We start from the raw sequence: 13,690 nt of genomic DNA on the forward strand, positions 1-13,690 counted from the left end.
CACTAAGAAAATTTTAAGTATTTTTTTTGTCATTTTTTATTTCCTATTCCTTTTCTGTAAGCTTTTAGGATTTAAAATGATCGTACCACAAAGATAAGGCAAAAAAGTGTTAACTAATTGTTAAATATTGTCAATTTATAACGCGATTTTAGTCAAACGTTTGTTTAAACTTTAGTTAATGTTGTGTTTTATTGGAATTTCGGGCTTATTCTTAGTTTTATTTGGTGTGTAAGGTCGATTTCTGATTTTTAAATTAAATAAATTGCTTTTTTAGCTTGGTTTTGAAATAGAATTTATAGGTGAAAATGCTGTTTAAAATAAAAAGGCAGCATTAAATTAATAATGCTGCCTTTTTTTAATATAATGCTGCGCTTAGCGCTTCTTTTTATTATAAACTAGCGTAGTATTCTACGAATTTAGCTAATGCTGAAGAATATCCCCACTCGTTATCGTACCAAGATACCACTTTTACGAAATTATCGTTCAAAGAGATACCAGCTTTTGCGTCGAAAATAGAAGCGTGGTCATCACCAATAAAGTCTGAAGAAACAACTTCATCCTCAGTATAACCTAGTACGCCTTTTAAATCGCCTTCTGAAGCAGCTTTCATTGCAGCTTTAATTTGCTCGTAAGTAGCTGGTTTTTCTAAACGTGCAGTTAAGTCTACAACAGAAACGTCAGCAACAGGAACGCGGAAAGACATACCTGTTAATTTTCCTTTTAATTCAGGAAGTACCATACCTACTGCTTTAGCAGCACCGGTTGATGAAGGGATGATGTTAGAGAAACCACCACGTCCACCTCTCCAGTCTTTAGCTGATGGGCTATCAACAGTTTTTTGCGTTGCAGTTACCGCGTGGATTGTGCTCATTAAACCTTCAACAATACCGAAGTTATCGTTTAATACTTTAGCAATTGGTGCTAAACAGTTAGTAGTACATGATGCGTTAGAAACGATAGTCTGGTCTGCAGTTAATTTATCGTGGTTAACACCCATTACGTAAGTAGGGATGTCGCTATCTTTAGCCGGAGCAGAGAAAACTACTTTTTTAGCACCTGCAGCGATGTGTTTCTCAGCATCAACGCGGGTTAAGAATAAACCAGTTGATTCGATTACCACTTCAACACCTACAGCATCCCATTTTAAATCAGCAGGGTTTCTTTCTGAAGTAACACGGATAGTTTTACCGTTTACTACAAGATTTCCGCCAACAACTTCAATTGTACCATCAAATTTACCGTGTGTTGTATCATATTTTAACATGTAAGCCATGTAATCCGGATCAATTAAGTCGTTAATGGCTACAATATCTAATCCTCTTTTTAATGCGGCTCTGAAAACCAGTCGGCCAATACGGCCAAAGCCGTTTATTCCAATTTTGCTCATTGTTTTTGTTAATTAATGTAATGTTTTAATAAATTTTGTATTGGTTCTTTTATAATGCTTTTAATTTCAAGGTTGTATTTGCCGGCTACCAGCCTTAAGCGGTCTTCGAGCTCAGCAGCTACTTTGCCTACAATATGCAGTTCCTTGTTCGGATATTTTTCTACTGTCGGTAAAATATAGGTTTCTATATATTTTACAAACCCTTCATCAATCAGCTTACGGATGTATTCGTGCTTGCTGTTTTGCGTTACGAAATCGAAAAACGAAGTTAAGAAAATATTCGCCTGGGGCTTATTGTAAATGCGTTCTAAAATTTGAGGGCGGTCCAGATTGTGTGTTAACAAGAATTTGGTTTCGATATCTTTAGGCAGTTTATGGCTTAAAAACTCTCTGAGTATCATTTTCCCAAAGTAATTTGAAGAACCTTCGTCACCTAGTATATAACCCAATCCAAAGTTATTGTTGAGGGGCTTTTTTCCATCAAAGTAGGCACAGTGTGCACCACTACCCAACATGCCTACAATACCCGGCTTGTTATAGCAGGCTGCTTTGGCTGCGCCGAACATGTCGTTTTCAACTACAACCTTGCTGTACTTAAAAAAGGAAGAAAGGGTTTTAGCCAGTTCTTCTTTCCTGTCTGCCGATGATGCACCTGCTGCAAAAAAATAAATTTTCTTTATGTTTTCTGCATTGTTAACCAGCACTACCTTTTTATTGAGGATCTGTAAAATCGTTTTCGGATCAACAAAGCAGGGGTTCAATCCTGTAGTATTGCAATGTGCCACCACTTGTCCATTTTGGGTAATTTTCCAAAATGCCGTTTTCGATCCACTGTAAACAACCGCTATCATATTATATAGAAAGTACTTCGGTCATTTCCAATAAATCGGGTTCGAGTTTGAAGGAATGTGCCGTTAAAGCTTCCTTAATGCTGGTTAATTTAATTTCGTTTCCTTTTAGTCCTACCATTTGTTCAGTTTCTCCCGCAATTAACGCATTTACTGCGGCAAAACCTAACCTGCTGCCCAAAATACGATCATAACTGCTCGGACTACCGCCGCGTTGCAGGTGACCAAGGATGGTAACTTTGGTATCGTAGTGATCAAAAGTTTCTTTTACTTTCTTTGCAATATCGTAAGCACCGCCTTGTTTATGCCCTTCGGCAACAATTACAATGCTCGATGATTTTTTAGTTGCTGCACCCAGAGCAAGTTTATCAATCAGATCAGTTACACTGGTTTCTTTTTCTGGTAATAAAACAGCTTCAGCACCACTGGCAATCGAACTTCTTAAGGCAATACAGCCCGAATCGCGGCCCATTACTTCAATAAAGAATAAACGGTCGTGCGCATCGGCGGTATCCCTGATTTTATCAATGGCTTCAATTACAGTATTAATTGCCGTATCGTAACCCAGGGTAAAATCCGATCCTACAAGGTCGTTATCAATTGTGCCCGGTATACCGATTACCTTTACGCCAAAATTTTCAGAAAAACGTTTGGCACCAGTGAAGGTTCCATCTCCGCCAATCACAACTAAGGCATCGATATCATTTTTCTTTAAATTGTTGTAGGCAATCTGCTGACCTTCGTCTGTTTTAAACTCTAAACAGCGGGCAGTTTTTAATATGGTGCCGCCCAGGTGTAGTATATTACTTACCGAACGGGCATCCATTGGTTTTATGTTGTCGTTAATTAAACCCTGGTATCCTTGCATTACACCATACATGTTAATGCCATGGTAAATACCGGTACGAACAACAGCTCTGATCGCAGCATTCATTCCGGGGGCATCACCACCAGAAGTTAATACAGCTATATTTTTAATATTTGGCTTCATCATTATATTATACGAATATAGTGTGTAATTTTTACACTAAGTAATTTTTTTTATTTTTTTTACTTAATATTGAAAGTCATACCTTTATCTGCTTAAAATAATTAATTTTTACTTTGGAACAAATTTTACCTCACTTAGATTCTGTATTCTCGATAGATTGCGTTTTGTTTGGATTTGATGGTAAGGAATTAAAAATCCTGCTAATTGAAAGGAATGAAGAACCGTTTAAAGACTGGTGGGCCCTGCCCGGTAATATTGTTGGTCCAGACGAGAGTTTAGATCAGTCTGCCTCTCGGATTTTATACGAACTTACGGGTTTGCGCGGCATATATATGGAGCAATATTATGCTTTTGGCGATCCATACAGGCACCCGCAGGGTAGGGTAATTACCCTGGCTTATTATGCATTGATCCGTTTGGGAGGTGATAAAGAATTACGCCCGATCAGTACCTACGCCAAACGTGCCAACTGGTTGCCGATTACCGATTTGCCAAAACTGGCTTTCGATCATCAAAAGATATACGATAAAGGTTTAGAAAAAATAAAACGCCGGATTAAACACCAGCCGATTGCTTTTGAACTTTTGCCCGAAAAATTTACCCTTACCCAGTTACAGCATGTGTACGAACTGGTATTGGGCAAAAAATTAGATAAACGGAATTTCAGGAAGAAGATTGTAAGTTTCGGTGTGCTGAAAGAATTGGATGAGAAACAAAAAGGCGTATCGTACCGCGCAGCTACATTATACCGTTTCGATAAAAGAAAATATGCCAAGCTTTTTGGTAAGGAGATTTCGTTTTAAGCTGAAAGACCAAAGCTAAAAGCCTAAAGCTTGAAATACTTATAAAAGAAAACCCGGATTTGAATTTCAAATCCGGGTTTTTTGTTTTTTCTGGTTTCAGTATTGTTAACTCCGAACTGAAAACTGCCAATGCAAAACTAAGCCTTAGGCGCTAACTCCAGGTGGTAGTGTACCAAATCATCTATAGGTGAGCGGATAATTTTACCCACGCCCATTTCGTAACGATCGGCAACAATACTTAAAATATCGCGGAAACTATAGCCTACAGAACCTACGCAGTTTAATTTGTGGTCTTTGTAGTTTGGATAGTGGATAACCAAAGCTTCGAAAAATGCGGTAAATGCATAATCGATTGTGCTGAAAGCATAATCTTCGTAGTTATCTTTAAAATCGTATAAGAATTTACTAAAGCTTGCGCAAAAACGGTTTGGCAATGGCTTGTTGTAAATGTTATCAAAAATATCTTCGTTGGTTAATGCGTAATTATCGTAAAAAGCTTCACGTAAGCCTTTTGGCATGTAACCTTTCATGTAATCGCTTAAAATACGTTTACCAATGTACGAACCGCTACCTTCATCACCTAAGAAATAACCTAAAGAATCGATGTTCATGGTAATTTCGCTTCCATCATACAGGCATGAGTTGGTACCTGTACCTAAAATAGCAGCAAATCCCGGCTCGTTTCCAAGAAGTGCCCTGCAAGAGGCAAGTAAATCATGACCTACAAAAACGCTCGCATTGGTGAAAACCTGTTTCATGGCATCGGCCACGATTTTTACATTTGCTGGTGTAGAACAGCCGGCACCGTAGTAATAAACCGCTGTTAGTTTTTCTCTTTCCAAGTGGTCTGGAAGAGTCTCATTTAAAGACTTTACAATGTACTCTTCTTTGGAAAAATATGGATTGTAACCTTCAGTGTTAAAGTAAATTTTTCTGCCGGCCTCGTTAATCAGACACCAATTTGTTTTGGTCGATCCGCCGTCTGCAATTACTATCATTTTTATTTATTTTTGGTTTTAGCACGATAAAAGTATAAAAAGTCTTATATTTTGTATCCTTTTTTTTAATAATTTTTTAACAATTTGTTGTTGCTGAAAATTAAGTGTGTAAAAAATACACTATATAAGACGCTTAATGGCCGAAAAACCTTAAAATTATACCAGAAAAGGCATTGGTCTTTTTTTTGAACATCACGAATTTTTTTACAATCGAATAGCGAAATGAACAACAGATTTTTAGATTTCAGGAGTGATACCGTAACCAAACCAACAGCCGGAATGTTGGAAGCCATGATGACTGCGAAGGTGGGAGATGATGTTTTTGGAGAAGACGAAACGGTGCATGCACTGGAGACCAAACTGGCTTCAACTTTTAACATGGAAGCCGGATTATTTTGTCCATCCGGAACGATGACCAACCAGATTGCCATCAAGTGTTTTACCCAACCTATGGATGAGGTAATCTGCGATCAGACTGCACATGTTTATCGCTACGAAATTGGTGGTATTGCTTTTCACTCCGGCGCATCGGTAAGGTTGCTGCATGGCGAGCGTGGCATTTTAACTCCAGAGCTTATCGAACCTGAAATTAACGATGACAATATTCATTACCCCAATTCGAGTTTGGTTGTTTTAGAAAATACGGTAAACAAAGGCGGTGGCAGCTGTTATACCTTGTCGCAAATTGCACCCATCCACCATTTGTGCAACATAAAAGGACTGAAACTGCATTTAGATGGTGCCCGCATTTTTAATGCTTTAGCGGCAACGGGCAATCATGCCAGTGAGTACGGTAAATATTTCGATGGCATTTCGGTGTGTCTCTCAAAAGGTTTAGGTGCTCCTGTTGGATCTGTGCTGCTAGGCACCAAACAAATGATCAATAAAGCGCGTAAAATAAGAAAGGCATTTGGTGGTGGGATGCGCCAGGCAGGTTTTTTGGCTGCAGCAGGTATTTATGCTTTAGATCATCATGTAACCAGGCTAAAAGAAGATCACGCCCATGCTAAAGCTTTGGCTATAGCCCTGGCGCGCACTTCTTATGTAAAATCGATTATGCCTGTAGAAACCAATATTGTGGTTTTTGAAGTAGAAAAAGGCACTGCAGAAAAAATTGTCCACCAGTTTAAAGAAAAAGGTCTTCATTGTAATACTACGAGTGATAGTACCATCCGTTTAGTTACGCATTTAGATCTTATTTCTACGATGATTGATCAGGCTATTGAAATAATATTACATTTGTAAGGATAGTCGGAGGTCCGGAGACGGGAGTCCGATGTCAATAGTTTTATAGTTCATGGTCAATAGTCAGGCGGTTCAAATATCATCTGCATATCCATAAAGTCTAGCCAAAAATGTATAATAACTCTAAATCCATAATGCCAATCTCCAAACTCTTAATTGCTAACCGTGGAGAGATTGCTTTACGTATTATGCGCTCGGCAAAAGAAATGGGCATTAAAACCGTTGCTGTTTTCTCGGAGGCTGATCGCAATGCTTTGCATGTTCGTTATGCCGATGAGGCAGTATGCATTGGACCAGCACCTTCTAACCAGAGCTATTTGGTAGGAGAAAAAATTATCGATGCCTGTAAATTAACCGGTGCCGAAGCTATCCATCCTGGTTATGGTTTTTTATCTGAAAATGCCGCTTTTGCCCAATTGGTAGCTGATGCTGGTTTAATTTTGGTTGGCCCTTCGCCACAAGCAATGGAAACCATGGGCAATAAATTGTCTGCCAAGGCTGCTGCCCTAAAATATAACATCCCCATGGTACCCGGTACTGAAGAGGCCATAACCGATGTAGAAGAAGCCAAACAGCGTGCCATTGAAGTCGGTTTTCCGATTTTGATTAAAGCTGCTGCCGGTGGTGGTGGCAAGGGGATGCGTATAGTAGAGAAGGCAGATGATTTTGAAGAACAAATGCAATTGGCTGTTAGCGAGGCGACCTCTGCTTTTGGCGATGGATCGGTTTTCATAGAGCGTTATGTTACCTCGCCTCGTCATATCGAGATTCAGGTGCTGGGCGATACGCATGGTAATATTGTGCACCTTTTTGAGCGTGAGTGCTCGGTGCAGCGCCGTCACCAGAAAGTGGTAGAAGAAGCACCTTCATCGGTATTAACAGCAGAAATCAGGGAGCAAATGGGCAAATGTGCAGTAGATGTAGCCCGTTCGGTTAATTACACCGGCGCTGGAACGGTTGAATTTATTCTCGATGAAAACCTCGATTTTTTCTTCCTCGAAATGAATACCCGTTTGCAGGTAGAGCACCCGGTTACCGAGCTGATTACCGGAATCGATCTGGTAAAAGAACAGATTAAAATCGCTTCGGGAGAAAAATTAAGCTTTAGTCAGGACGATTTGAAAATTAGTGGTCACGCTATTGAGCTTAGGGTTTATGCCGAAGATCCCGCCAATAATTTTCTTCCGGATATTGGTACGCTTCAAACCTATATTACCCCGCAGGGAAATGGAGTAAGGGTTGATGATGGCTTTGAACAGGGAATGGAAATCCCCATTTATTACGACCCGTTGATTGCCAAACTGATTACTTATGGCAAGGATAGGGAAGAAGCAATGCTGCGTATGGTGCGGGCAATTGAAGAATATGATATTACCGGGATAGAAACTACCTTAGGTTTTGGTAAATTTGTCATGCAACACGAAGCTTTCAAAACCGGAAATTTTGATACGCATTTTGTTGCTAAATATTTTAAACCCGAAAGTTTAAAGGTACAAGACCAAACCGAAGCTTTAATTGCTGCGGTAATGGCTGCTAAGCTGTTTCAAAAAAAGGATGTGCAGCTTAGCGATACTACAAAGCAAAGTACTTCTGACTGGAGGAAAAATAGATTGAAATATTAGATAATTTTGCGTGATCGTCATTGGCAGCTGAGCTCCTCCATATCGTTATTTCGAGCGGAGTGCAACGCAGCCGAGAAATCTATCTCGAGATAGATCTCTCCATTTCGCTTCGCTCCAGTCGAGATGACGGCGATTATGTAAAGACGATGCGATATAAATAAACACCCATGTTCACAGGAATTATAGAAACCCTAGGCGAAGTTACCGCCATCAAAAACGATCATACCAATATCCATTTCACCATTTCATCGGCCATTAGCGACGAGCTTAAAATAGACCAAAGTGTAGCACACAATGGTGTCTGCTTAACGGTTGTGGCTTTAAATGATGGTACACATACTGTTACTGCAATAGATGAAACATTGAATAAAACCAATCTGGATGCGCTAAAAGTAGGAAGTAAAGTAAATTTGGAGCGTTGTATGCAAATGAACGCCCGCCTGGATGGCCACATTGTGCAGGGGCATGTAGACCAAACCGCGGTTTGTGTTAAGCGCGAAGAATTGGATGGCAGCTGGGAATACCGCTTTAAATACGATGCCTCGGCTGGTAATGTAACGGTAGAAAAAGGCTCGGCCTGTGTAAACGGCATCAGCTTAACCGTGGTAAATTCTGCTGCTGATGAATTTTCGGTATTTATCATCCCTTATACTTTCGAGCACACCAATTTACAGGAAGTAAATGTTGGCGATACCGTAAATCTGGAGTTCGATATCATTGGCAAATACGTGGCCCGCTTAATGAACAAATAAAATTATTTTCAAAGTATTGATTTTGTTTTAAGTGCTTGTTAATGAGTGTTTTGTTTTATTTTAGGCGTTGTTGTAACGCTTAATTTTTCATAACAGTGCAGGATAGTTGGGCGGATATAATTGCTGATTATTACTGTGAAACACAAAAAACCTAACACTAACCATTTATGAACAAAATCCCGCGTATGCAAGGCATAGTCTGTACCCTTGCCTTACTATTTTCAATTGTTACCCATACCTTTGCACAGAAAATTTCGGTAAAAGATTTAACGGTAGAGCATTTGGTAAATCCTTTAAATTTGGATACCCCCCAGCCTCGTTTTAGCTGGAAACTGGTTTCAGCAATTAAAAACACACATCAAAATAATTACGAAATCAGATTAGGTACTACGGCCAAAATTGATAAAGCAATTTGGAAAGCCAATGTAAGTGACGATCAATCAGTATTGGTTACTTACAAAGGCCCTCAACTCACATCTAAAACCAGGTATTACTGGCAGGTAAGGGTAAAAGATAACCATGGCAATACTTCGGTCTGGTCGCCGGTTCAGTATTTTCAAACGGGTTTAAAAGCAGAGGACTGGAGTGCTAAATGGATTACGGTTGAAGGAAAAGATACAGCCCTGGCCAGTCCGATGTTCAGAAAGGAAATTAACCTGAAAAAAGCTGTCCGCTCGGCAATGGCCTACATTACGGCAAAAGGACTATATCAGGCCGAGTTAAATGGAAAGCGTATTAGCAATGCCTATTTTGCACCAGGCTGGACAAGCTATAAAAATCATATCCAGTATCAGGCTTACGAACTGGGCCAAACACTAAAAAAAGGTGCCAATGTAATCGGCGTATCGCTGGGGGATGGCTGGTATAAAGGTCGCATTGGTTTTGGCTGGCAAAAGCAGTTTTATGGCGATACACGCGCTTTGTTATTACAACTTGAAGTAGAATATACCGATGGAAGCAAAGAAACTTTTGTTAGCGATAATAGTTGGAAAAGCAACTACGGGCCAATTCGTGCCGCAAATATTTACGATGGCGAAAATTACGATGCCAGATTAGAAATAGCTGGCTGGAATAATATTGGTTTTAAAGAAACGGCAGACTGGAAGCCTGTGCGCACACTCGAGAACGGACCTGAAAAACTGGTTGGTATGAGCGGGCCACAGGTAACCAAACACGAAGAATTTAAAGCTTTAAAGATTTTTAAAACCCCTTTGGGTGAAACCGTTGTTGATTTCGGACAGAACCTGGTAGGCTGGGTAATGCTAAAAGCAAAAGGCCCTGAAGGCACTAAAATTGCCATCAGCCATGCCGAGGTTTTAACCAAGGACGGTAATTTTTACACCACCAACCTGCGTACTGCCAAACAGCAAAACAACTATATTTTAAAAGGAGATGCAGAGCAGGTTTTCGAGCCACATTTCACTTTTCAGGGTTTTAGATATGCTAAAATAGAAGGCTATCCGGGCGAATTGAAGCTGGAAGATTTAACAGCTGTTGCGGTTTACTCAGATATGCAAACCAGCGGAAAGTTTAGCACCTCTAACCCTTTGTTAAATCAATTGCAGCACAACATCAGCTGGGGTCAGAAAGGCAATTTCGTTGATGTACCTACTGATTGTCCGCAGCGCGATGAACGCCTGGGTTGGACAGGCGATGCGCAGGCTTTTGCCAATACTGCCGCCTATAACATGAATGTTTCGGGCTTTTTTACCAAATGGTTAAAAGATGTAGCGGCCGATCAGTTGCCGAGTGGTAGCGTACCTTTTGTAATACCTAATGTACTGGGTAACAACGACGCTGGTTCGGCAGGTTGGGCCGATGTGGCTACCATTATTCCATGGGATTTATATGTGGTTTACGCCGATAAAGGCTTGCTCGAAAACCAATACGGAAGCATGAAAAAATGGGTCGACTATATTTCATCAGTCTCTAAAAATAATTTATGGAACAGTGGTTTCCATTTTGGCGACTGGTTATTTTATCGCCCTAACGATGATAATGATGGTCGTGCGGCCGTGACAGACAAGTACATGATTGCGCAAACATTTTACGCGCACTCTACCCAGTTGCTTATTAATGCAGCAAAAGTTTTGGGTAAAACGGATGACGTAGCTAAATACAGCGATTTGCTGGCCAAAATAAAGGACGCATATATTAAAGAAAACATGACGCCAAGCGGCAAATTGATTTCGAATACACAAACAGCCTATGTATTGGCATTGCAATTTGATATGCTGCCCGAAAACCTGCGCGCGCAGGCGGCACAACGTTTGGTAGATAATGTGCGCGATTACGGGAATCATCTTACAACAGGTTTCCTGGGTACACCATACCTCTGCCATGTATTAAGCCGCTTTGGGCATGAAAATGTAGCTTACGATTTGTTAATGCAAGAAAAATATCCTTCGTGGCTTTACCCGGTAAAAATGGGTGCCACTACCATTTGGGAGCGTTGGGATGGAATTAAGCAGGATGGTTCTTTCCAAACCGCCGATATGAATTCTTTTAACCACTATGCTTATGGCGCTATTGGCGATTGGATGTACAAAAACATTGCTGGCATTAACCCGGTTGTTGCGCAGCCAGGGTATAAAGCGATTTTGATTGCGCCAAGACCTGGGGGTAAATTAACCAGTGCTTCAGCCGAACTGGAAACCGTTTACGGAACCATAAAATCTTCCTGGACTTTAACTGATGGAATCTTTAAGCTAGACGTAGTAGTTCCGGCCAATGCAACAGCTACGGTTATACTACCCAATGGAGGTAAAAAAGAAGAAATTGGCTCTGGAAGTTACCATTTTGAAAGTAAGTATTAATCGCTTAATATTGCAGCACGGTTAAAAGGGTGGCTGTATCATTTATATTGTTTGTCATCCTGAGCCTGTCGAAGGAGTATAGTAAAATATATACCTAAAACATTTCGACAGGCTCAACCTGGCAGATATAAAAAGTTCGATTAAAAGAGTCAGTCTCCTGACCCGGGAGCCAATATTACATGTACAGCAAAGAAGAATCAGTAAGGTTACGCCAACAATTTTGGATCAGTTTCGGACAATATATGAAGCCGGTTCCCTCGGCCAGCGGGTCTACGGTAAACTGGACCAATTATAAAACGGGCGTTAAAAATATCTTCTTTAAAATGGATGTAGACAAGAAGGAAGCCTTTATTAGTATTCAGCTTTCTCATCCCGATGCAGGCATACGTCATTTAATATTCGAGCAGTTCGAAGAGTTTAAAGCCATGTTCAGCAATGAAATGGGCGAAGAGTGGGACTGGATTAAGGATGCAACCGATGATTTTGGTAAAACCGTGAGCCTGATTTCAACGAGGATTACTGGCGTAAGCATTTTTAATCAGCAGCACTGGCCCGAGCTCATTTCTTTTTTCAAACCCCGTATCATTGCACTCGACGAGTTTTGGGACAATGTAAAACCGGTGTTCGAAAGCCTGGTTTAATCGGCCAGGTTCAGTTGTGCTACCCGATCTTTGGCAAACTTAATTTCTTCCTTATCGTCTGTTGCATTTGGCTTGCTTTTTAAGTACAAGTTGTAATATTTTAAGGCATTACTGCTTTGCTTTAAGCGCGTATCGTAAAGTATAGCCAGCCGATAATACAGGCCAGGAGTGGCATCAAATTGCAGCCCTTTTTTGTAGGCGGTATTGGCCAGGCTAAACTGCTTGTTTTCTTCATATACCAATCCAAGCAGCGAGTAGTAATTTGGCGTATTGGGTGAAATGGCCTCATCAATTGTTTTTTTTGTATAAATGGCTGCTTGGGGATAGTTTTTTAAAGCCCGGTAACTTAATGCGGTATAATACAGAGTAGCCTCGTTTTGCATAACCATTTTCTCCAGCATTTTAAATAGATCAATCGCTTTCTGGTATTTTTTGGTGTAATAGTAAGCTTTGGCTACATCTTTTACTACGCCGGCATCGGCACCATCTTTTAATAATTTTTCGCCTGCAGCAATTACTTCATTGTATTTTTTTAACTGATTGGCTACCGGCAATTTTTCTTTTTGTAAAATCAGGTTATCGGAATCTGCTTTGCTGGCAATATCGAGCACTTCATAAGCTTTTTCGTAAGCTTGTTTCAGGGAGTAAATACCCGCCAGGTCTGAGGCAACATCACCTTCTGTTGGGTTAATTTTATTGGCTTTTAACAAATACAACAGCTTAAGCGAATCGGTAGGCAGGGGATAGAGATTGGCCAGGAGCTTATACACATTAAAATTATTACTGTCTATTTTTACTATTTCGCCATAGTACAAACGGGCTTTTTCGGTATTGCCCCGCCTGGTATTAATGCTGCCCAAACTAAACAATATGGGCAGGCTTAGCGGTTGCAGGGTGTAGGCTTTGCTGTAAAATTTTTCGGCCTCCACATTGTTCCCTGCCATTAGAAAGCAGTAACCCATTTGATTAAGTGCCTTAACATCGCTCACATTTTCGCCATAAACCGTTTTCAGGTATTGGCCGGCATCAGCATAGCGTTGGGTTTGGTATAAATCGAAAAGTTTTTCTTTATCTACAGTCACATCCTGACTGTAAGTTACCTTAACAAGGCAGCATAATAAGAATACTAAAAATAGCTTTTTCATAATAAGGAATTATAAAACTAATTTATTAGTTGTTTTTGTCAATTCCAAATTTGTTTTGAAATAAGGTATTGAAAAACCTGAAATAAAAACAAAATAAAGCTTAATGGGTTTATAAGGAATAGTTTAACTTAAAAATAAGAACCTATGAACACTTTAAAAAAGTTTGAATTAATGGAAAAGATTGTGCGTGAATTGGAAGATCTACAAAATTCTCAGCAGGCCCTTATTCAGAAAATTGGTAAAATTGAAGTAGATAACATCGAATTAGGCGATAGCCGTTTGGAAAAAGATTTACCCGATATTCATCAAAATTTAGGCGATAACTTAGATACTATTTCGGGAATTTTAGATTACTTTGCAGGTAAAACACAAAACTTTGGTGATAAAAACAATGTGGAAGCCTTAAAAGAACAGGAAGCCATAAACAATGCCACCAGCTAAA

12 protein-coding genes are annotated in these 13,690 nt (G+C 40.0%); 7 read left to right on the plus strand and 5 right to left on the minus strand.

Translation table 11 applies throughout. The features are described from left to right. Positions 1–388: 388 nt before the first annotated feature. From gap to pfkA, 3 genes are read right to left on the minus strand one after another with little or no spacing between them, the layout of a single operon-like run. Positions 389–1,387, minus strand: coding sequence for a type I glyceraldehyde-3-phosphate dehydrogenase (gene gap, locus OC25_RS16210; protein ID WP_039478121.1), 999 nt, complete (start codon positions 1,385–1,387; stop codon positions 389–391). Positions 1,388–1,395: 8 nt separating this feature from the next. Beyond that, on the minus strand, positions 1,396–2,238 hold the full coding sequence (locus tag OC25_RS16215; RefSeq protein WP_039478128.1) for a hypothetical protein: 843 nt from the start codon (positions 2,236–2,238) through the stop codon (positions 1,396–1,398). 1 nt (position 2,239) lies between these two features. Continuing rightward, a complete protein-coding gene (gene pfkA, locus OC25_RS16220; RefSeq protein WP_039478134.1) occupies positions 2,240–3,226 on the minus strand; it encodes a 6-phosphofructokinase in 987 nt (328 codons plus the stop codon). Between the two features lie 113 nt (positions 3,227–3,339). On the opposite strand from pfkA, the gene OC25_RS16225 reads away from it, so the two are divergent. Beyond that, entirely contained in the window at positions 3,340–4,029 is a 690-nt protein-coding gene (locus OC25_RS16225) for an NUDIX hydrolase (protein WP_052266252.1), read from the plus strand. A 137-nt stretch (positions 4,030–4,166) separates the two neighbouring features. On the opposite strand, the gene OC25_RS16230 is transcribed toward OC25_RS16225, so the two are convergent. Beyond that, the gene (locus tag OC25_RS16230; protein ID WP_039478141.1) at positions 4,167–5,027 is read right to left on the minus strand and encodes an N-acetylglucosamine kinase; all 861 of its coding nucleotides are present in this window, start codon (positions 5,025–5,027) and stop codon (positions 4,167–4,169) included. Positions 5,028–5,249: 222 nt separating this feature from the next. Between OC25_RS16230 and OC25_RS16235 the strand changes: the two genes are divergently transcribed. The 5 genes from OC25_RS16235 (at position 5,250) to OC25_RS16255 (ending at position 12,103) form a co-directional block, all read left to right on the plus strand. After that, entirely contained in the window at positions 5,250–6,272 is a 1,023-nt protein-coding gene (locus OC25_RS16235) for a threonine aldolase family protein (protein ID WP_039478144.1), read from the plus strand. A 134-nt stretch (positions 6,273–6,406) separates the two neighbouring features. Then, positions 6,407–7,894, plus strand: a complete 1,488-nt coding sequence (gene accC / locus OC25_RS16240) for an acetyl-CoA carboxylase biotin carboxylase subunit (protein ID WP_039478146.1) — start codon at positions 6,407–6,409, stop codon at positions 7,892–7,894. A 167-nt stretch (positions 7,895–8,061) separates the two neighbouring features. Continuing rightward, positions 8,062–8,646: a riboflavin synthase gene (locus OC25_RS16245; RefSeq protein WP_039478148.1), complete on the plus strand. Its 585-nt coding sequence runs from the start codon at positions 8,062–8,064 to the stop codon at positions 8,644–8,646. 167 nt (positions 8,647–8,813) lie between these two features. Then, positions 8,814–11,462 (plus strand): glycoside hydrolase family 78 protein, encoded by a 2,649-nt coding sequence (locus tag OC25_RS16250; protein ID WP_082018625.1) that lies wholly within the window; start codon positions 8,814–8,816, stop codon positions 11,460–11,462. Positions 11,463–11,641: 179 nt separating this feature from the next. Then, positions 11,642–12,103: a DUF4268 domain-containing protein gene (locus OC25_RS16255; RefSeq protein WP_039478149.1), complete on the plus strand. Its 462-nt coding sequence runs from the start codon at positions 11,642–11,644 to the stop codon at positions 12,101–12,103. Here OC25_RS16255 and OC25_RS16260 read toward each other — a convergent pair. Further along, the gene (locus tag OC25_RS16260) at positions 12,100–13,248 is read right to left on the minus strand and encodes a tetratricopeptide repeat protein (RefSeq protein ID WP_039478151.1); all 1,149 of its coding nucleotides are present in this window, start codon (positions 13,246–13,248) and stop codon (positions 12,100–12,102) included. The two genes, OC25_RS16255 and OC25_RS16260, sit on opposite strands and share 4 nt — an antisense overlap. Positions 13,249–13,392: 144 nt before the next feature. On the opposite strand from OC25_RS16260, the gene OC25_RS16265 reads away from it, so the two are divergent. Next, positions 13,393–13,689 carry a hypothetical protein gene (locus tag OC25_RS16265; protein ID WP_039478153.1) on the plus strand — a complete coding sequence of 99 codons (297 nt, stop codon included), beginning with the start codon at positions 13,393–13,395 and terminating at the stop codon, positions 13,687–13,689. Position 13,690: the final 1 nt, after the last annotated feature.

Source organism: Pedobacter kyungheensis (assembly GCF_000812965.1).
In the GTDB taxonomy this organism is placed as follows: domain Bacteria; phylum Bacteroidota; class Bacteroidia; order Sphingobacteriales; family Sphingobacteriaceae; genus Pedobacter; species Pedobacter kyungheensis.